This is a genomic window from Arthrobacter sp. T2-23 (genome assembly GCF_055398325.1).
On the sequence record NZ_AP027917.1, the window covers coordinates 2,358,269 to 2,377,494 of the forward strand.

A 19,226-nucleotide genomic window follows, 5' to 3' on the forward strand; every position below is an offset into this window, starting at 1 on the left:
CGGATCCCCGTCTGCGGGATCCGCTTGCCGGACTCATTGCCGCAGCCGCCGTCACCGCTTCTGGTCCCCCCACCAGGCAACCGTGGCGGCGGCTGCTTCCGTGAGAGGCGTCGGCTGCAGCCCCAGCGCCGCCTGGCTCGCGGCGGAGTCCATCACGAACGGCTTCTCGAACTGGTAGAGCATCTCCGCGACCTCCCGGAGATCCGGTGAGAACAACCCCAGGGACCGGAGTGCCCAGCCCGGTAGCGCTGCCATTCTGGGTCTTGCGACGCCGGCAGCTTCAGCGAACGCAGTTGCCAGCTGACGTTGCGTGACGGCCGGTACAGAAGGCGTGTGCCACACCTGGTTCCAAAGCTGCGGCGCCTGGGCGGCATGGATCATGGCGGCCGCCAGGTCGGGCACGTACGTAAACGCGTGCGGCTGGTCCGCGCTGCCGACCACCCACAATTTCCTTTCGGCCAAAACGGGCGCCACCATGCGCTCGCCGCCGTGGGAGGTCCTGACGCGTGGACCAAAGAAATCGCCGGCGACCATGCTGAGGGTGTTGGCGGCCGACGCGGCCCGCGCCTTGAGCAGCGCGGTGCGGATGCCGCGCTTGCCGCCCCTGGCCTCCCGGGGACCCTCCTCGGTCATCGGCCGTCCCGGCTCGCTGTAGGAATACAGGCTTTCCGGAAACACGACGACGGCGCCGGCCTCGGCCGCAGCGGCCAGTACCGTCTGCTCGGCGCCCGGAAGCTCGGCTGCCCAAGCCCGGGCCGTGTACTGCGAGCCGTGGATGCAGTGGAAGACCGCTTTGGCGCCCCGGAACAGCTGCCCCAGCCGCGCCGGGTCGGAGACGTCCACGGCGATTCGCTCGACGCGCGGATGGGACGGCCCGCTGCCGGAACGGGTGAGCACCCGCACCCGGTGGCCCGCCGTGGCGAGTTGCTCGGCAACCGTCCAGCCGACCGGACCGGCGCCGGTGACGACGAAGAGTGCGGGGCCCGGGCTATCGGGGAACTCGGACGGGGACATGGCGTTCTCGCTTTCGCTGCATGGTCGGGGGAGAGCAGTGCTCTCAAAATCAGGATGCAGCGGTTCCACATGCAAGTCAAGAGCGGTGCTCACATTTGTTGACACTGCTCCGGATTGTGGAATGCTGGGGGCATGCCGCAGACCGCCACCGCTCCGCCTGCCAAGCCCTCCACGCCCCGCGAGCGGGCCCGGGCGCGGACCATCCAGGACATTGTGCGCATCGGCCGGGAACATCTTGCCCTGCATGGCGCCGCCGCGTTGTCCCTGCGCGCCGTCGCCAGGGAGCTCGGCGTTGTTTCCTCTGCCGTGTACCGGTATGTGGAGAATCGTGAGGAACTGCTGACCCTGCTGTTGGTCGATGCCTACAACGAGCTGGGGGACGCGGTGGACGCCGCCGTGCAGGCTTGCGCGGGGGACGATTTCCAGGGAAGGTTCGAGGCGCTCGGGCTGGCGGTCCGGGGCTGGGCGCTGGCGCAGCCGCCCGGCTATGCGCTCCTCTTCGGCAGCCCGGTACCCGGCTACAAGGCCCCTGCGGAGCGGACCATAGGGCCGGGAACGAGGGTCATCTCCGCCTTGATGACTCTCCTGGACGGCGCCTACCGCTCCGGCCGGCTGGCGGCGCCCGACGGTTCGGCCGCCGTCGCTCCTGCCCTCGCCGCTGACCTGGAGCGCATCCGCAGTGGAGCCGGACTGGCTGTGCCCGACGCGTTGCTGGCGCGTGGTGCGCTGGTCTGGACCTCGCTGTTCGGCGCCGTCAGTTTCGAGGTCTTCGGCCAGTACGGCGAGGACACCTTCGCGGCCCGGGATGAGTTGTTCGCGCACCACCTGGCCGTCCTCGCCGGGGTCGCGGGTCTGCGGCCGTAGGTGCGCCCCGACTGTTCCGCGTATCGTCGCCGGCCCCTGTTGCCTCCCTGCGGCGCTCGATAGACTGCGACTGCGCCAACGTCGGCGCCCACCGCCTGCAGGAGGGATCCACACATGTCCGAAAACAGTGAGTTTGATCGAACGGCAGCACACGAGCACCCCGGCGCCGCCCCCGTTCCGGCGGCCGACGAGCAGGTGGTCGAGGAGCCGGCGGTCGAGGGCGACGCCGGCCAGTACGTCGAAGGCGACTACGGCCGGGCGGGTGTTGCGGGGGAGAACCCGGCATCGGCCCCCGAAGGCGAGTACCCGGAGGGGGACTACGGCAAGGCGGGAGTGGCCGGCGGGTCGCACGTAGGCGCGGAGGCCGGGGACTACCCTGAAGGCGACTACGGCCGGGCCGGCGCAACCGGGCCGGCCTCCGTCGTCGGCGAAGAGGGTGAATACCCCGAGGGTGACTACGGCACCGCGGGCGCGGCAGGTGTCCGGCGCACCGGGCGCGGGGCCGAGGTACCCGCCGACGAAACGGTTGGACGCGATGGCGCCGTCCGCGACGACGCGGGCCGCGAGGACGCCTAAGCCCTGAATCGGGCGCACTAACCTCCGTCTCGCTGCGTTCTCGCACAGCGAAATCGCCACCACGACGCTTCATCCTGCCAAAAAACCGCGGAAATCCGGGGCGGTAAGACCCTCCTGGTGTCCGTAAGATACCCCTGCGTACGAAGTTGAGTGAACTTGACTCAACTTTGGATTGACATCCTCCGGGCTCTGGGTAAAGTTGAGTGCAGAGCGCTCAATAAGTGGGCGCGCCTCGTCCTCGACGGGCTCGAACTCCGGGTATGCCCCGGCCGCCGGGCACCCGCCCGATTACCGGGGCCAGCAAGTTTCCAAGGAAAGAAGGAAGCAACACATGTCACGTGCAGTAGGTATTGACCTCGGAACCACTAACTCCGTCGTCTCCGTTCTCGAAGGTGGCGAGCCCACCGTTATTGCCAACGCCGAGGGTGGCCGCACCACGCCGTCGGTCGTTGCGTTCTCCAAGTCTGGCGAAGTCCTGGTCGGCGAGATCGCCAAGCGCCAGGCAGTCAACAACATCGACCGCACTATCGCCTCGGTCAAGCGCCACATGGGCACCGACTGGAACATCGCGATCGACGACAAGAAGTACACCGCGCAGGAAATCTCCGCGCGCATCCTGATGAAGCTCAAGAACGACGCCGAGTCCTACCTCGGCGAGAAGGTCACCGACGCCGTGATCACCGTTCCCGCATACTTCAACGACGCCGAGCGCCAGGCCACCAAGGAAGCAGGCGAGATCGCGGGCCTCAAGGTGCTGCGCATCGTCAACGAGCCCACCGCGGCAGCCCTCGCCTACGGCCTGGACAAGGGCAAGGAAGACGAACTCATCCTCGTCTTCGACCTCGGCGGCGGAACCTTCGACGTCTCCCTCCTCGAGGTGGGCAAGGACGAAGACGACTTCTCCACGATCCAGGTCCGCGCCACCGCCGGTGACAACCGCCTCGGCGGCGACGACTGGGACCAGCGCGTCGTTGATTACCTGCTGAACCAGCTCAAGGTCAAGGGCATCGACCTCTCCAAGGACAAGATCGCCCTCCAGCGCCTCCGCGAGGCAGCGGAACAGGCCAAGAAGGAACTCTCCTCCTCCTCCAGCACCAACGTCTCGCTCCAGTACCTCTCCGTCACCCCCGACGGCCCGGTCCACCTGGACGAGCAGCTGACCCGCGCCAAGTTCCAGGACCTCACCAAGGACCTGCTCGAGCGCACCAAGAAGCCGTTCCACGATGTCATCAAGGAAGCCGGCATTAAGCTCTCCGACATCGACCACATTGTGCTGGTCGGCGGTTCCACCCGCATGCCCGCCGTCTCCGAGCTGGTCAAGGAACTCGCCGGCGGCAAGGAGCCGAACAAGGGCGTCAACCCGGACGAGGTAGTCGCCGTCGGCGCCGCACTCCAGGCCGGTGTCCTCAAGGGCGAGCGCAAGGACGTGCTGCTGATCGACGTCACCCCGCTGTCCCTCGGCATCGAGACCAAGGGCGGCATCATGACGCACCTGATCGAGCGCAACACGGCTATCCCCACCAAGCGCAGCGAAACCTTCACCACGGCCGACGACAACCAGCCGTCCGTCGCGATCCAGGTCTTCCAGGGCGAGCGCGAGTTCACCCGTGACAACAAGCCGCTGGGCACCTTCGAACTGACCGGCATCGCCCCGGCTCCGCGCGGCGTCCCGCAGGTCGAAGTCACCTTTGACATCGACGCCAACGGCATTGTGCACGTCTCCGCGAAGGACAAGGGCACCGGCAAGGAACAGTCGATGACCATCACGGGCGGTTCCAGCCTCTCGAAGGAAGACATCGACCGGATGGTCCGCGACGCCGAGGAGCACGCAGCCGAGGACAAGGCCCGCCGCGAGGCGACCGACACCCGCAACACCGCAGAGCAACTCGCCTACTCCGTGGACAAGCTGATTGCCGACAACGCCGAGAAGCTGCCGGCAGAGGTCAAGACCGAGGTCCAGGCCGACGTCGACGCCCTCAAGGCCGCGCTGGAAGGCACCGACGACGCGGCTGTGAAGACCGCGTTTGAGAAGCTCCAGGCTTCGCAGACCAAGCTCGGCGAGGCCATCTACGCCCAGCCCGGTTCCCCCGACGGTGCCGCTGGCGCCCAGGGTGCCCCGGCCGGCGAGCACGCTTCCTCCGACGAGGACATCGTTGACGCCGAGATCGTTGACGAAGACGAGAAGAAGAAGTAATCATGCCGCATCACGGTAACGAAGAAGAGCACGGTGCTCCCGGGGGCCGTCGCGACGCCGAACAGCCGAACGAGCCGCAGAAGCCGGTGATCCACGACAACCGCAAGGTTGATCCGAAGACCGGCCAGGCGCGCCATCCCGACCAGGAGCGCGCCGCAGGGGAGTCCGACACTGGGGACGCACTGTCTCAGGCCGAGGACATCCTCAACAGCGTGGACGTTCCGGCCGCGGAGTCGGTCGCCCAGGGCGTCAACGCCGGGGAGGCGGAGGAACTGAAGAACGACCTCCGCCGCCTGCAGGCTGAGTACGTCAACTACCGCAAGCGGGTCGAACGCGACCGTGCCGTGGCAGGGGAAATGGCCGTCATCGGCGTCCTGAATGCCCTGCTTCCGGTACTCGACGACGTCGACGCCGCCCGGCAGCACGGTGACCTCGCGGACGGACCGTTCGCCGCGATTGCCGCCAAGCTGGAAAACGCGCTGAAGACCTACGGCCTGATGCGCATCGACGAGACCGGCGTGGAGTTCGATCCCACGATCCACGAGGCCCTCATCCAGCAGCCCGGCCCGGACGTCGAAACCGACACCGTCAGCCAGGTCCTGCGCTCCGGCTACAAGTCCGGCGACCGGGTGCTCCGCGCAGCCCAGGTCATCGTGTCCGTCCCGGCGTAGGTACCTCTGGCGCTACGCCGGATAGGGGGCGGTGCCCGCTTCGCGGTGCCCTCCACACCGCCGCCCCCTAACCGGCCTCCGCGCCAGCGCATTGCTCGCTTAAAGTGAGTGGACAAGCAGCGCGAAGCAGATGATGGGCTCCGGGAGTGGCATCGGGCCTGTCGGAGCCGGGTGGCTTGGGATCGCAGATCCCAAGCCACCCCGCGAAGGGGCGGGGGCCCATCATCTGTGAAGCGCACTCTGCATGACTTTTGAAAGGAAACGCCATTGGCTAGCCAGGACTGGGTGGACAAGGACTTCTACAAGATCCTTGGTGTCGCCAAGGACGCTTCCGACGCCGACATCAAGAAGGCGTACCGGAAGCTTGCGCGGCAGCACCACCCGGACACGAACGCCGGTGACACCGCGTCGGAGAAGAGGTTCAAGGACATCTCCGAGGCCTATTCCGTGCTGTCCGACCCGGACGAGCGCCAGCAGTATGACGCCATCCGCGCGATGGGCGGCGGCGCCCGCTTCGCACCCGGCGGTGCCGGAGCGGCCGGCGGCGGCGCGGGGTTCGAGGACCTCTTCGGCGGCCTGTTCAGCGGCGGCGGGGGACGGCACTCCGGCGGCTACAGCACCGCCGGCGGCATTCCGCCCGAGTTCGCCGACCTCTTTGGCGGTGGCGGCGGCTTTGGTGGCGGCCAGTCCTTCCAGCGCGGACCGCAGAAGGGCGCCGACCGCACCGCCTCGACCACCATCTCCTTCGCCGGATCGATCCGCGGCACCACCATCGGGCTGCGCGAGCCCGACGGCGAGGTGATCGACGTACGGATCCCGGCCGGGATCAAGGACGGCCAGAAGGTCCGCGTCCGCGGCAAGGGCCAGTACGGCCCGGCCGGCAACGGCGACCTCATGGTTACCGTGTCCGTGAAGCCGCACGATTTCTACACCCGTGACGGTGACAATCTGCGCATCCATGTGCCGGTGACGTTCCCGGAAGCCGCCCTCGGCGCCGACATCGAGGTCCCGACCATCGACGGCGACAAGGTCAAGGTCCGCGTGCCGGCCGGGACACCGTCCGGCCGGACCCTGCGCGTCAAGGGACGCGGCGTGAAGCACACCAAGGCCACCGGGGACCTGCTGGTCACCATCGACGTCGCCGTGCCGAAGAAGCTGGACAAGGCCGCGGAGGAAGCCGTGAAGGCCTTCGCCGCGGCCACTTCCGGCGAGGACGTCCGCGCCGGCCTGGCAGCCAAGGCCCGGCTGTAGGAGTCCTGGCATGGACATCGAGTTCGACCAGCCGATTTTCGTCATCTCCGTCGCCGCGGAGCTGGCGGACATGCACCCGCAGACGCTGCGCCAATACGACCGGCTCGGCATCGTCTCGCCGAGCCGTGCGCCCGGCAAGTCCCGGCGGTACTCGCAGCGTGACGTGAACATGCTCCGGGAGGTGCAGCGCCTCTCGCAGGAGGGGGTTTCCTTGGAGGGGATCAAACGGATCCTGCAGCTGGAAAACCAGGTCGCCGCCCTGCAACGGCGCGTCACCGAGCTGAGCGAAGAACTCGAACGGCGGCCCCGTGCCCTCGATTCCCGGATCTTTGCCGCGGGAACGGCGGGCGACGTCGTCAGCCTGGCCCGGGGCCAGCGTCCCCGGGCACGGTCCCAGGCGCTGGTGGTGTGGCGGCCGCGCGGCATCGAATAGCAGAAGCAGTGCCCGGGACCCGACAGGGTCCAGGGCGCACTTTCGCTGTGACCTATTTTCCGGCCATTCGAAACCCCTGGCGCGGCATCGCCGGCCGGTCCAAGTAGTCGGGCTGCCGGAACTGAGTACTCCCGTCCAAAGTCGGGTGGTCGCACCCGCATAGTCGCGTACCGGCAGCCAGTGACTCGGACCCCGGCTGCCGGTTGAATTGTTGTTGCAGCCAGGTGGCGGCCGATGGGACGGAAACCCAAGACAGGGTCCCAGTGCAAATGTCGGGGGGCAGCACATGTTCACTTCAATGATTTCGGACGCTCCAGCGCCGGCGTCCGCAGCGATCGCGGACCGGCCATGAACTCCGGACTGCACGCAGTCGCCGTCTTCGGAAGCTCCTTGCCCGGGTTGCTCCTGCTGACGCTCGGACAGGCGCTCGTCGTCGTCTGCGTCTGTTTCGATCTGGTCCGGGCCGTCTCCGTGCCGCGGTCCCGCCGCCGCTACGTGGCCAACACGGTGTTCCGCACCCTGGCGCTGCCTGCGATCCTCAGCATGGCCCTCATCGTGTTGGTCCATGCGGCATCGGGTGCCTGGGAACAGGTCGCCGGAGGGGTGTTCGTCCTGGTGTCCGTCATCTTCCGGTGGCATCACGATACCGACGAGGACAGCTGGTGGAAGGGAAGGGGCAAACAGCTCGGCCGCTGGCTCCGGAGCCGTGCCGTGTCCCGGCTCGTCACCGCCCCAGCCGCCGCCTGAGCCCGGCCCGGGGAAGAACGCGTCGCGGGTTATTCGTTGAACAGCCCGGCGAGGTCTTCGGCCGTCAACGCCCCGCCGGAGAGCGCGTCGCCCTCCATCACATCGGCGAATAGCTGGGACTTCTTTGCCTTGAGCGCCATGACCTTTTCCTCGATGGTGTCCTTCGCCACGAGCCGGTAGACCATCACGTTGCGGGCCTGGCCGATCCGGTGGGTCCGGTCCACAGCCTGCGCTTCCGATGCCGGGTTCCACCACGGGTCCAGCAGGAAGACATAATCCGCCTCGGTCAGGTTCAGGCCGAAGCCGCCGGCCTTGAGGCTGATCAGGAACACCGGCGCCGCGCCGTTCTTGAACTCGTTGACGACGTCGGTGCGGTTGCGCGTGCCGCCGTCGAGGTAGCAGAACTCAATGTTTTCCGCGACGAGCCGCTCCCGGACCTTGCCGAGGAAGCCGGTGAACTGGCTGAAGATCAGCGCCCGGTGGCCCTCCGCTATGAGGTCCTCCAACTGCTCGAACAGCACGTCGAGCTTGCTGGAGCGCACCCCCGAGAGCGACGGGTCGATCAGGGACGGGTCGAGGCTGAGCTGGCGCAGCAGGGTCAGCGACTGGAAGATCGTGAACCGGTTCTTGTTGACGTCCTCGATCAGGCCGAGGATCTTTTGCCGCTCGCGCTGCAGATGCGTCTGGTAGACCTTCTGGTGCCGCGGGTTCAACACCACCTCGAGGACCTGCTCCTGCTTGGGCGGCAGGTCGTGAATGACCTGTTCCTTGGTGCGGCGCATCATCAGCGGGCGGACCCGGCGGCGGAGCTTGTCCAGCTGCGCCTTGTCGCCGTTCTTTTCCACGGGCTTCTGGTAGTACTCGGCGAAGCGCTTGGGACTGGAGAAGAGCCCCGGCGCCACGATCGAGGTCAGCGCCCAGAACTCCATCAGGTTGTTCTCCAGCGGCGTGCCGGTGATGGCCAGTTTGAAGCCGGCGGGGAGCTTCCGGGCGCACTGGTACGCCTTGGACTGGTGGTTCTTCACGAACTGGGCCTCGTCCAGCACCAGGCCGGCCCACTGCCGGGAGGCATAGGCGTCGTAGTCGATGCGGAACAGCGCGTAGGACGTGATGACGATGTCCGCGCCGGCCATCGCTTCGGCCGGTGACGAGCCACTCTTGGCGAAGGTTTCGCTGATGGCCCGGACCGTGAGGCCGGGCGCGAAGCGCGCGGTTTCGGCCTGCCAGTTGCCCACGACGCTGGTGGGGGCCACCACCAGGAAGGGAGCCCCGCCTGGCGCCTCGCCGGAAGCGACCTTGGCCGCGCACATCAGCGCCAGCGCCTGGACGGTCTTGCCCAGACCCATGTCGTCGGCCAGCACCCCGCCCAGCCCGTGGCGGTAGAGGAAGCTGAGCCAGTTGAATCCTTCCAGCTGGTACGGGCGCAGCTCCGCATTGAGCATGGCCGGCAGCGGCAGCCCCTTGACCCCGCCCTCCAGCAGACCGCCCACCGCCTCCCGCCAGGCGGCGGCCTGCTCGTCGACGATGCCCAGCTGGGCCAGTTCATCCCAGAGTCCGGCCTGGAAGCGGCTGATCTGCAGCGGCGCGTCCTTGTTGTCCTGCAGCTCCCGGGCCTCCTCGATCAGGGCCCGCAGCTGGTGCAGTTCGGGTAGGTCGAGGGAGAAGTAGGCGCCGCTGGGCAGAAGCATCTTGGTCTGGCCCGCGGCGAGGGCGGAGAAGACGGCGGCGAAGGAGACCGGCTGGCCTTCGAGGGAAATCTGGATGCCCAGGTCGAACCAGTCCCGCTGCTCGGTGGCCTTGGTGGAGATCGAGACCACCGGGGCTTCCTCGGCCTCGCGGTATTCGGCGATCTCGCCGGCGGTGTCCACGGAGACCTCGGGAAGCTCACGGAGCGCGGGCAGGACCTCCTCGGTGAATGCGAGCGTGTCCAGGCCGCTGAGTTCGGCGGACGCCGCGAGCCGGGGAGTGCCCCAGCCGCCCGTGGCGGATTCCCCGAGCTTCGGCACAACGTCCCAGGGCTGGCCCACGGTCTCAAGGATCCGGGCCTCGGCGGCGTCGTCGCGGTAGCCGTGGTCGCCCGGGTGCCGCCACAGGGGCTGGGCCGTGACCAGGGTGCCCGACGTGTAGTGCCATTCCCAGTGCAGCCGGACGCGGTGGTCGGCCCCGTAGTTGGCCAACAGGGACAGGGTGGGGACGGCCAGGGTGGGCAGCTCGACGGATTCGTCGGAGGCCGTGACGCGGGCGGTCTGCTTGAGCTTGGGGTAGAAGCCGGTGAGGAAGCGGCCTTCATCACGGGCCGGGATGCGCAGCGTGGTGCCGGCGGTGACGAAAGTCAGGAGCTCCTCGCTGAGACCGGCCTCCAGGGGCGCGAGGGTGATCGCGGAGTCACCCGGGGCCACGCCGGGCAGCGCGTCGGCGTCGGAGGTCAGGAAGATCCCGTGGGCGGGCCGGCCGATGGTGCCGACCGACGCGGGATCAACCACGGCGCCCTCGACGGTGATGGTCGGTGCGAGCGCCAGGCCGCCGCCGTCGAGCTCCTCGGCGCCGAGCCGGGTCAGGTTGAGTCCTACCGCGGCCGGCTCCCCGGCCAGGTGCACGGCATCGTCGCCCCGGCCGTGGACCAGCGCGAGGCCGATCTTCTGTGCCTCGGCCAGCAGGCTCCAAAGGTTCTTGCCGGCGTAGGTGTTCAGCCCCAGCCAGGGAGCCGTGCCAGCGTGCTGGCGGTTCGCCAGGGCCGTGTGCGAGGCCAGGAATTCCTGCATCCATTCCACATGGGCTTCGTTGCATTCGCGCCGGTAGTTCAGGTAGCTCAGGGTGTTCCACGAAACATCGCCCTTGATCCATTTGCCCTTGGCCCCCATGATGACGGGACGGGCCTTCAGCTGGCGGACGCTGCGCAGCGGATCGCGGCGTCCGGTGTAGGAGAAGTGCGGCGCCGGTTCCTCGATCTCGAACTGCAACGCCAGCGGGACGCCGTTGGTCGAGGTGGTGATGCCCGGCCGGGCGAGCAGTGGGCTGAGGGCCTGCTCCCAGTCAGGCAGGTCCTGTGCGGGGGGCTGGCGCGATAGCCGGGAGGAATCCGCGGGGGCCAGCAGCTGGACGCGGGTCGCCGGGTTGTCCTCGGCGGCGAAGAGCAACGCGGCCACATGCTTGCAGTCCTTGCGGACGGGACAGCTGCAGACCCCGACGGTGCAGCTCCAGCCGCCTCCCTTGCGGACCAGCTTCGCCGTCGTCGAATACGGCACCTCCGCGCCGCCGCGGACCTTGCCGAGCATCAGGCCGGTGGCGGCATCGAAAGAAATCCCGGAAACCCGGCTCCCCATGGCGTAGGCAAGCCCGGCCGCGAGGGAGCGGTCGTTGATCGCGGGGGTCTGTATTGCCAGTGCCGCACTCTCGTCCGGATGGGATGGCATGTGCGCACTACTTTCAGCAGTTGGTCATCTGATCCATCTTAGCCAGCCCGGAGGGGCCCGGAAACTTCGCCTGACGTTCACCTGTAGCTCGGGCCGCCGGCAACGGGGCAGATCTACGGTGGAAGGGACCGGAGCACCGCCCGCCACCACCGTGAGGATTCCCATGAGCAGCAGCCCGACCGAGACCCCGACCGCCGCCGGCCACGCCCCGGTCCTGACCAGGGACAGCCTGCACGGCGGCAACGTGGATGTTGTGGACGCCAACGTGGACGTCGTCAATGCCATGTACGCGGAGCTGCTCGACGCGGAGGAGATCGCACCCACCGCGCTGTGCAGCTACTACGTGGATTTCTACCTGACGCAGGCACTCGACGGCGGCTTCGCCCAGTACGTCTTCACCCTGCCGGAGCGTGAGGAAATTGACGGCTACATCCGTGCAGGGCTCGCCGGCATGGGAGCCACGGCGCATCTGGACCTGTTCAACCGTAGCGTGGCCGCCTTCGACTCGCTCTCGGACGAGGAAGCCGACGCCTACCTCGACGGGGATGCCGGGCAGGGGATCGGCGACGACGCCCCGCCGGCGCCCGCGGCCGTCCAGCTCCTGGAGCGGCTCGACGACGAATTCGAACCGCTGCTGGAAACCGAGGACATCGTCGCGCTCAACGCCGCCTGGCTCCGCAGCCAGCCGGACTTGCTGGTCCTGGACGCGGACGAACTCGACCGGCACATCCACGAGCGGGTGTCCCGGATCCCCAACCTGGCGGAACGCCAGGCTGAGGCAGCCGAGGAAGAACGCCTGAGCGCACCGGAGTTTGAGCTGATCATCCGGGAGCTCTGTGAGGTGGCCGGACATACCTTGCTGAAAATCACCATGGGCGACCCGAACCATGATCACAACGGCGAACGGGTCCTGGCCTGGCATTTCACCACGGACCAAGGCGAGTTCCTCATGCTGGAGGACGACGAGGAGGCGTACATGATCCACCCGGAGACCCGGGAGATCGTGGCCGCCGTAGAGTTCGTGGACGACGACGAGGACGACGACGAGTCCGGAGCCGGCTTCTAGTAGCCCCCTCCAGCGGACCTGATCATGTCGCCTGCGGGGTTCACGAGGTACCAGACGCCGCCGACGGCCTGGCCTGTGATGTCGCCGGGGGCCTTGTCCTTGACGTAGTGGTACACCGGCATCCCGTTGATGGTCAGCTGCTTCTTGCCATCGGGCGTGGCGATGGTCCCTATCTGGCCGGTGATTCCTTCCACCACGGGCGCGTCTGAGCCGGCGAGCACTGGCGGCCACGCCGCGGCGCACGAACCGGTGCAGGCGCTCATGCCGGAGTCCTTTGTGTCCTTGGCGAAGAGGTAGACGCTCATGCCCTTGGCGTCCACGACCACCTGCCCGGCGTTGGTCGCTGCGGTCTTGAGGGCGGGGGCCGACGCCGGGGCGCCGGACTCGGTGCCCGCCGCTGGTGTGGTTGCCGCCGGGGCGCTGGGCGCCGGGGCGCTGGACGAGGCCGTGGCTGAGCCCGTCGTCGTGCTGGCGGGGGGTGCCGACGATGTGGAGGTTCCGCTGCCGCCGGCGCAGCCGGAAAGGACCGCGGCGAGGGCGAAGACGGACAGGGTGGCGCCGAAGTGCTTTGTCATGATTGGCTCCTTGGCTGGGTGCCGGCCCTCTCGCGGTCCGGCTAGTTGATACGACGGCGGCGGGTGAAGAATGGTTCAAGGGCGATCCTTTGAACTTTTTCGCCTGCGTGGACGTCCTAGTGGGGCAGCAGGACCAAGCCCGGGGAGGTGCCGCATGCCGCTGGATGAAGATGTGGTTGCTGCGATTTACCGTGACCACGGCACGGCCCTGCGCCGGTTCGTCCTGGGTGCCTGCCACGACCCGCAGCTGACAGAAGACGTCGTGCAGGAAACGGTGTTGCGGGTCTGGCAGCAGGCGCCGCAGCTCACCGGCAGCATGCGCAGCTACCTGTTTCGGACCGCGCGCAATATCTTGATCGACAACTACCGCCGGGCCCAGCACCGGCCGCGTGAAGCAGCGGAGCGGGACGTGCCCGACCCTGCGGGGGCCTCCGACCGGGTAGATGAACTGCTGAACCGGGTCTTGATGGAGGAGGCCCTGCTGCGCCTCAGCGCCGAGCACCGCGACGTGCTGGTGGCCCTCCATTACCGCCGATTCACCGTCCAGGAGGCTTCCGACCAGTTGAATATTCCAGCCGGCACGGTGAAGTCCCGGGCCTTCTACGCGGTCCGGGCGCTCCGGACCATCCTGGACGAAATGGGGGTGCAGCGGTGAATGGACCCGTACTCCACCAACTGCTCGGCGCATACCTGCTCGGTGGGCTGCCGCCGGACGAGGCGGCCGCCTTCGAACGGCATCTGGCCGGATGCCGGGACTGCCGCGCCGAACTCGATGAACTGGCCAGCCTCCCGGCGCTGCTGGACGCGGTCCCGGTGCCCGACGCCGTGGCGCTCGGCGCCGCTGCTGACGCCGCCGGGCGCGCATCGGCACGGTCGGACCCCGCGTCTCCCGCCGTGCCGCGGCGGCTCCTCGACGAGCTCTCCTCCCGCCGGCGGAAGATTCGACGCCGGTGGGGCGCGGCGCTCGCAGCCGCGGCGGCGGCGTGCCTGGCGCTCGGAATCCTGGTCGCGCCGCTGGTGAACCAGCCGCCCAAACCCGACGCCAGCTACTCGGTCCAGGCCGGCGACGGACTGCAGTTCACCGTGTCCCTGGTCAAAAAGAGCTGGGGCACGGAGCTTGCCGTTGACGGCCGGAGCTTGCCCGTGGACGGAACCTTGTCGCTCTGGGTCAAGGCCGGCGACGGCGGCGAAGACCGCGCCTGCGCATGGACGGCGACGCCGAGCGGGAAGGCCAGGGTCACCGGAGCCACGCCCCTGCAGTTGGCCAACATCGCACGGATTGAGCTGCGGAACGGCCAACAGAGCATGGCTGTCATCGCCGTGCCACGAGGATAGCCGGCCAACCGGCGGCGGTGGAGCCGGGGCCGGGTGGTGGTCCACGACGACTTCAAGCCGTAGCCGCGGCCCGCACCTACATCCGGGCCAGCCGGGCCCGGACGGCCATGAAGACGCCGTAGCAGATCAGCCCGGCGCCGACGGCCGCCAGCATGTACATGCCCAGCGGCTGATCGCGCAAGGCCTTCAGCCCGCCGTCGAGGCCGGTCGATTCGTCCGGGTCCGCCTTCACTGTGGCGATGACGACCAGCAGCCCCGTCAGCAGCAGCGCCACCCCCTTGGCTGCGTAGCCCGCGATTCCGGTGACGGACACCGCGGTCCGGGCATGCTCATTGGAGGGCATGCGCAGATACTTGATGAACGACTTCCTGAAGCCTCGGATGGCGTAGACAACCCCGGTCACTGCCACCCCAGCACCGATGACGATCAGCAACAGCACGCCGCCCGGAGCCTGCATGAGCTGCAGGGTGAGGTCGCTGGTGGAGCGCCGGTGGTCTGCATGGGCGCCGATCGCGACGGAGGCCAACGTGAGCGCGAAACCGGTGTAGACGACTGCCTGGAGGGCGGCTTTGAGTTTCTTGGCGATTTTCTTCTTGGTCGGCAGATGTGAGAAGTCGAAGATGGCATCACTGGTCTGCCAGATTGCCAGCGCGACGCAGGCGGCGAAGGCGCTCCACAGCAAGATGGGACCCGCCGGTTGCTTGGAGAGCGATTCGACGGCGCCGCTCACATCAGCCTGCCCGTGGCCACCCATGGCGAGCTTGATCGCGACCAGCCCGATCAGGAAGTGCAGGATGCCGGAGACGGCAAACCCGGCCCGTGCCGCGTATTCGAGCGGCTTCGAATTGGTGACGTCCTCGGCGACTTCCGCGGCGTCCTGAAGTTCTTTTTTAATGATCGGTCCCTTGCGTCATTGAGCTTTTCCGCTGCGGTGTTGCTGCCGCCAGCCATGCATGTTCCGTAATCGTGCCACGGGAATCGGCCGCGTGACAGCAGCTACGTGGCACTAACGGCGGACGTGGTCCCGGCGGGAAGCCTGCGGCGTCAGCGGCGCCGGTAGCTGAGATCGAAGATGAGCCTGCCAGCCTCGTGGGCCTTGTTTTCGAAACTGGTCAGGATCCGGCCTTCAAACCGGGGTGCCCAGCCGCCGACGTCGTCGACTCCCTCGTTGGGGCCGGTGTGTTCGGTGCTGACCGGGGCGCGGCCTTCCTTGACCGGGGCCCCGCCCACCACGGATTCCACCCCGGACTCCCATACCTGAGTGAGCGGGCTGTCGTCGCCGCTGCGTTCGCCTTCATGCAGATTTTCGAAGTCGGCCGAGCCGGCCAGGACCTCACGCACGTGCACCGCGTAGTTGGACCAGTCCGTCGCGATCCGCCAGATCCCGCCCGGCTTGAGGGATCGTGCGGCCAGTTCCGCGAAGGCGGGCTGGATGAGGCGCCGTTTGTGGTGACGGGACTTATGCCACGGGTCCGGGAAGAAGACCCACAGTTCGGTTACCGAGCCCTCCGGGAGCATGCTGGCCAGGACCTCGGGAGCGTTGGCCTCCACCACCCGGACGTTGCTCAGCCCGCGGCTGTTGATTTTGATGAGCGTGTTGGCCAGACCCGGGGTATAGACCTCAACGGCCAGGAAGTCCTTGTCCGGATTCTGCTCGGCCGCATGGCAGACGGCGTCGCCCAGTCCCGAGCCGATCTCCACGATCAGCGGCGCCTTACGGCCAAACTCTGCCTCGGCGTCGAAGACGTAGTCGGGATGCACGGAGGTGTTGGCGACGTGCCGCGGCACGTCGACCGCCCACCGGTCCGAGTGCTCTTCCCACGCGGCCTGGCGGCGGCCCTGCAGGCGGGTGCCGCGGCGCACGAAGCTGACCGGACGGCCGCCATAGGTGCCAAAGGAAGCCTGGCTTCCGGGCGTAACCGGGCGGGGATCCTGCGGCGGCTGGTGGGATTCTGGAGATTCGCTCATCACCTCCAGAATAGTGGAGTTCGGTGTCCGACTGGCCGGGCCGGTTTGCTGATGGGGACCACCGCCAGTATCGCCGTTGAAACGGCAGGCGGCACGGAGCCTGCCAGAATGGCGTCCGTGACTGCGTCGAAACGCTCCCAGGGCTCCTCTGCCCGCAGCGCCGCCGGCGGCCGCCCGGAGCTGCGGCTGGATCCCCTGGTGGACGCCGAGATCGACGACGTTCCCGCCGCGGTGCCGACCGTCGTCGGCGGCCCCCGCACGCTGGCCCACCTTGGCGTCTGCCCGGTGCTGATCGGACTGAACCTGCGCACTTTTCGCCAGTTTCGCCGCGGTCCTTCCGGAGGCGACGGCCGACGTCGGCCTGCCCGCCTGGGCCGTTGCCGCGCTGTGCTGACCGCAGGCCTGCTGGCCAGCTGCTGCGCCCCCTGGACGTACCCGGCGTCGGCCACCTGCCCGCGCTCAGCGGGATCCTTCGCCGCGGGCGGATGCTCCCCGGAACGGCAGCCCGGTCAGAAGGTGAGGTCCTTACCCTTCGTTTCCGGGATGGTGAAGACGAAGACGGCGGAGACGGCCAGGAGCAGGACAGCGTACACGTTGAACAGCTGCGGCAGCTGCAGGCTCGTGCCGAGCCACTGCTGGAGGTACGGCGCGGTGCCGCCGAACAGGGCCACGCAGATGGAGTACGGCACTCCGACGCCCACGGTGCGGATGCTCGTCGGGAAGAGCTCGGCGTAGACGGCCGGGACGATCGCAGCGCTCGCCGCGATGAAGATCAGCATGACGGACATGCTGACGGCCAGTTGCCAGGCCGAATCCTTGAGCAGTGCGGTCATCGGAAAGTGCATGATGCCTGCGCCAATCGCACCGGACCAGAGGACCTTCTTGCGGCCAATCCGGTCGGACAGCTTCCCCCAGAAGGGCAGCGCCGCGATGAAGACGATGTTGCCGATCACGCCTGCCCACAAAGCTTCGCCGCGGTCGATCTTCAGTGCAGTGGTGGCGTAGCTGGGGGCCACGACGCCCCAGATGTAGTAGATGACAGTGAGACCGACCGTCAGACCGATCACCTGCAGGGCCTGCTTGCGGTGGCGGACAATCTGCGGCCAGATCGGCGCGCGCTTTTCGGCGGCCGCCTCGCCCGCAAAGACGTCCGATTCATGCAGCCGCGACCGCATGATCAGGGCGTACAGGCCCATGGCAGCGCCGACCAGGAACGGGATGCGCCAGCCCCACGCATTCATCACCTCTGTGCTCAGGGCCATGTTAAGCACGGCGCCCAGCAGCGTTCCGAACAGGATTCCCACCGTGCCCGAGGTATAGATCAGGGTGGCCCAGTAGCCGCGGTGGTTCCTTGGCGCCATCTCGGAGAGGTACGTCTGCGACGACGGGAGCTCGCCGCCGTGGGCCAGGCCCTGGACCAGGCGCGCCACCAGCAGCATCAGCGACGCCCAGGCCCCCACCGCCGCGAAGGTCGGGGCGATGCCGATCATCAGGCTGCCCGCGGACGCGAGACCCACGGCCAGGGTCATCGACGCCTTCCGGCCGATCCGGTCACCGATCCAGCCGAACAGGAAGCCGCCGAAGGGGCGGGCCACGAAGCCGACGGCGAAAATCGCCAGCGTGGACAGCACCGCAGACGCGGGATCGGCCTTGCTGAAGAGCTGGCTGGCGATGAATGGCGTGAACGTGGCGTAGATGGCCCAGTCGTACCATTCGACGGCGTTGCCGATGCCGGTGCCGATGAGCGTCTTGCGGGTGGAGGTCCGGATTGCCGTCGGCATGGACGCGGTTGCAGTCATTGGTCTTCTTTCTCGGGGGCGGGGCTAGGAAAGAGCCGGGGCGGCGTTGGCCGCGGCGGGTGCGTTTGCTGCCGCAAGCGCGGCCAGCCTGGAAGTGGCGAGCTCCGCGTAGAGCGCGGCGCCGTCGGCCAGCACGCCGTCGTCGAACGTGGCGTACGGGGAATGGTTGAATGCGGAGGTGGCGTGGTCCGCGTCCCGGGGGACGGCGCTGAGCCCGATGAACGTGCCGGGGACCTCGGCGAGAACCCTCGAGAAGTCCTCCGAGCCGCTCAGTGGGGTGGCCCAGCGGGCGAGCCGGGAATCGCCGAACAGCCCCTCAATGACGTTCTCCGCGGTATGCGTTTCGTCCTCGTCGGTGATGGTGAGGGGGTACTCCTGCTGGTAGTCGACGTCGACGTCGAGGCCGTGCGCCGCCGCGATGCCTTTGAGCAGGCGCGGCACGGCGTCCATCATCTTCTGCCGGGATTGCTCGGAGAAGGTCCGGATGGTGGCCTCGATGCGGGCGGTTTCCGGGATGATGTTGCGTTTGGTGCCGGCCCGGAGCACCCCCACAGACAGGACCACGGGATCGAACATGTTGAACTGGCGGGTCACCATGACCTGGAGGGCGGTGACCATTTCGGCCGCGGCCGTGACGGGGTCCTTGGCCGAGTGCGGGGCCGAGCCGTGGCCGCCGGCGCCGAGTACGGTGACGGTCAGCCCGTCGGAGGAGCTGAGCATCACGCCAGGCTTGGTGCAGAACGTGCCGTACGGTTCCAAGGCGGAAAAGACGTGCATGCCGTAGGCCGCGTCCACACGGCGGCCGGCGGCGTCCAGCACGCCTTCGCGGATCATGTGGCTGGCGCCGTCGAAGCCCTCCTCGCCGGGCTGGAACATCAGCACGACGTCGCCGTCCAGCCGGTGCCGGCGTTCGGCCAGCAGGGTCGCGGCCCCGGCGAGCATGGCCGTGTGCAGGTCGTGGCCGCAGGCGTGCATGGCGCCGTCGATCCTGGAGGTGTAGTCCACGCCGGTCTTTTCCTGCACCGGGAGGCCGTCCATGTCCGCGCGCAGGAGCACGGCGGGGCGGGCGCCCGGGCCGGAAGCCTGGCCGCGCAGCACCGCGGTAACCGACGTCGTGTCCTGACCGAGCGTGATCTCGTAGCCGAGCCCGTCCAGGGCCTTGAGCACCTTCTCCTGGGTGCGCGGCAGCGTCAGGCCGATCTCGGGCTCCTGATGCAGTTCGTGGCGGAGCCGAGCAAGGTCCGGCTGCATCTCCCTGGCGTCTGCGGTGATCGGCACGTGGTCTCCTTCGTGGTCAGTGCGGCCGGGGTTCGGCCTGAG

18 protein-coding genes are annotated in these 19,226 nt (G+C 68.1%); 11 read left to right on the forward strand and 7 right to left on the reverse strand.

What is annotated here, in order from left to right; genetic code table 11:
- Positions 1 to 51: 51 nt before the first annotated feature.
- Positions 52 to 1,014 carry an NAD-dependent epimerase/dehydratase family protein gene (locus ACZ5Z0_RS10890; RefSeq protein ID WP_464108432.1) on the reverse strand — a complete coding sequence of 321 codons (963 nt, stop codon included), beginning with the start codon at positions 1,012 to 1,014 and terminating at the stop codon, positions 52 to 54.
- Positions 1,015 to 1,146: 132 nt separating this feature from the next.
- Between ACZ5Z0_RS10890 and ACZ5Z0_RS10895 the strand changes: the two genes are divergently transcribed.
- The 7 genes from ACZ5Z0_RS10895 to ACZ5Z0_RS10925 all read left to right on the forward strand — a co-directional run bounded on the left by ACZ5Z0_RS10895 (position 1,147) and on the right by ACZ5Z0_RS10925 (position 7,750).
- Complete coding sequence (locus tag ACZ5Z0_RS10895) at positions 1,147 to 1,878, forward strand: TetR/AcrR family transcriptional regulator (RefSeq protein WP_464108433.1); 732 nt, start codon at positions 1,147 to 1,149, stop codon at positions 1,876 to 1,878.
- Between the two features lie 114 nt (positions 1,879 to 1,992).
- Complete coding sequence (locus tag ACZ5Z0_RS10900) at positions 1,993 to 2,454, forward strand: hypothetical protein (RefSeq protein WP_464108434.1); 462 nt, start codon at positions 1,993 to 1,995, stop codon at positions 2,452 to 2,454.
- Positions 2,455 to 2,785: 331 nt separating this feature from the next.
- Positions 2,786 to 4,648, forward strand: a complete 1,863-nt coding sequence (dnaK, locus tag ACZ5Z0_RS10905) for a molecular chaperone DnaK (RefSeq protein ID WP_464108435.1) — start codon at positions 2,786 to 2,788, stop codon at positions 4,646 to 4,648.
- A gap of 2 nt (positions 4,649 to 4,650) precedes the next feature.
- Positions 4,651 to 5,319, forward strand: a complete 669-nt coding sequence (locus tag ACZ5Z0_RS10910; RefSeq protein ID WP_464108436.1) for a nucleotide exchange factor GrpE — start codon at positions 4,651 to 4,653, stop codon at positions 5,317 to 5,319.
- A gap of 267 nt (positions 5,320 to 5,586) precedes the next feature.
- On the forward strand, positions 5,587 to 6,570 hold the full coding sequence (locus tag ACZ5Z0_RS10915; protein ID WP_464108437.1) for a DnaJ C-terminal domain-containing protein: 984 nt from the start codon (positions 5,587 to 5,589) through the stop codon (positions 6,568 to 6,570).
- Between the two features lie 10 nt (positions 6,571 to 6,580).
- A complete protein-coding gene (locus tag ACZ5Z0_RS10920) occupies positions 6,581 to 7,003 on the forward strand; it encodes a heat shock protein transcriptional repressor HspR (protein ID WP_138768123.1) in 423 nt (140 codons plus the stop codon).
- A 348-nt stretch (positions 7,004 to 7,351) separates the two neighbouring features.
- Positions 7,352 to 7,750, forward strand: a complete 399-nt coding sequence (locus ACZ5Z0_RS10925; protein WP_464108438.1) for a hypothetical protein — start codon at positions 7,352 to 7,354, stop codon at positions 7,748 to 7,750.
- A gap of 29 nt (positions 7,751 to 7,779) precedes the next feature.
- Here ACZ5Z0_RS10925 and ACZ5Z0_RS10930 read toward each other — a convergent pair whose 3' ends face one another.
- Complete coding sequence (locus ACZ5Z0_RS10930; RefSeq protein WP_464108439.1) at positions 7,780 to 11,163, reverse strand: DEAD/DEAH box helicase; 3,384 nt, start codon at positions 11,161 to 11,163, stop codon at positions 7,780 to 7,782.
- 163 nt (positions 11,164 to 11,326) lie between these two features.
- Here ACZ5Z0_RS10930 and ACZ5Z0_RS10935 point away from each other — a divergent pair, with 163 nt between their 5' ends.
- Entirely contained in the window at positions 11,327 to 12,229 is a 903-nt protein-coding gene (locus ACZ5Z0_RS10935; protein ID WP_464108440.1) for a DMP19 family protein, read from the forward strand.
- Here the strand turns inward: ACZ5Z0_RS10935 and ACZ5Z0_RS10940 are convergent.
- A complete protein-coding gene (locus ACZ5Z0_RS10940; RefSeq protein ID WP_464108441.1) occupies positions 12,226 to 12,804 on the reverse strand; it encodes a COG4315 family predicted lipoprotein in 579 nt (192 codons plus the stop codon). The two genes, ACZ5Z0_RS10935 and ACZ5Z0_RS10940, sit on opposite strands and share 4 nt — an antisense overlap.
- 154 nt (positions 12,805 to 12,958) lie before the next feature.
- Between ACZ5Z0_RS10940 and ACZ5Z0_RS10945 the strand changes: the two genes are divergently transcribed.
- Together ACZ5Z0_RS10945 and ACZ5Z0_RS10950 are read left to right on the forward strand one after the other, a co-directional pair.
- A complete protein-coding gene (locus ACZ5Z0_RS10945) occupies positions 12,959 to 13,459 on the forward strand; it encodes a sigma-70 family RNA polymerase sigma factor (protein ID WP_464108442.1) in 501 nt (166 codons plus the stop codon).
- Positions 13,456 to 14,139 (forward strand): anti-sigma factor family protein, encoded by a 684-nt coding sequence (locus ACZ5Z0_RS10950; RefSeq protein ID WP_464108443.1) that lies wholly within the window; start codon positions 13,456 to 13,458, stop codon positions 14,137 to 14,139. Before ACZ5Z0_RS10945 ends, ACZ5Z0_RS10950 begins: the two co-directional genes overlap by 4 nt.
- Positions 14,140 to 14,215: 76 nt before the next feature.
- Here the strand turns inward: ACZ5Z0_RS10950 and ACZ5Z0_RS10955 are convergent, their stop codons facing one another.
- Positions 14,216 to 14,920: a DUF1206 domain-containing protein gene (locus ACZ5Z0_RS10955; RefSeq protein ID WP_464110768.1), complete on the reverse strand. Its 705-nt coding sequence runs from the start codon at positions 14,918 to 14,920 to the stop codon at positions 14,216 to 14,218.
- Between ACZ5Z0_RS10955 and ACZ5Z0_RS10960 the strand changes: the two genes are divergently transcribed.
- Complete coding sequence (locus ACZ5Z0_RS10960) at positions 14,882 to 15,103, forward strand: hypothetical protein (RefSeq protein ID WP_464108444.1); 222 nt, start codon at positions 14,882 to 14,884, stop codon at positions 15,101 to 15,103. The two genes, ACZ5Z0_RS10955 and ACZ5Z0_RS10960, sit on opposite strands and share 39 nt — an antisense overlap.
- 80 nt (positions 15,104 to 15,183) lie before the next feature.
- On the opposite strand, the gene trmB is transcribed toward ACZ5Z0_RS10960, so the two are convergent.
- The 3 genes from trmB to ACZ5Z0_RS10975 form a co-directional block, all read right to left on the reverse strand.
- Positions 15,184 to 16,107 carry a tRNA (guanosine(46)-N7)-methyltransferase TrmB gene (gene trmB, locus ACZ5Z0_RS10965; RefSeq protein ID WP_464108445.1) on the reverse strand — a complete coding sequence of 308 codons (924 nt, stop codon included), beginning with the start codon at positions 16,105 to 16,107 and terminating at the stop codon, positions 15,184 to 15,186.
- Positions 16,108 to 16,616: 509 nt separating this feature from the next.
- A complete protein-coding gene (locus ACZ5Z0_RS10970) occupies positions 16,617 to 17,906 on the reverse strand; it encodes an MFS transporter (protein WP_464108446.1) in 1,290 nt (429 codons plus the stop codon).
- Positions 17,907 to 17,930: 24 nt separating this feature from the next.
- The gene (locus ACZ5Z0_RS10975) at positions 17,931 to 19,184 is read right to left on the reverse strand and encodes a M20 metallopeptidase family protein (protein ID WP_464108447.1); all 1,254 of its coding nucleotides are present in this window, start codon (positions 19,182 to 19,184) and stop codon (positions 17,931 to 17,933) included.
- Positions 19,185 to 19,226: the final 42 nt, after the last annotated feature.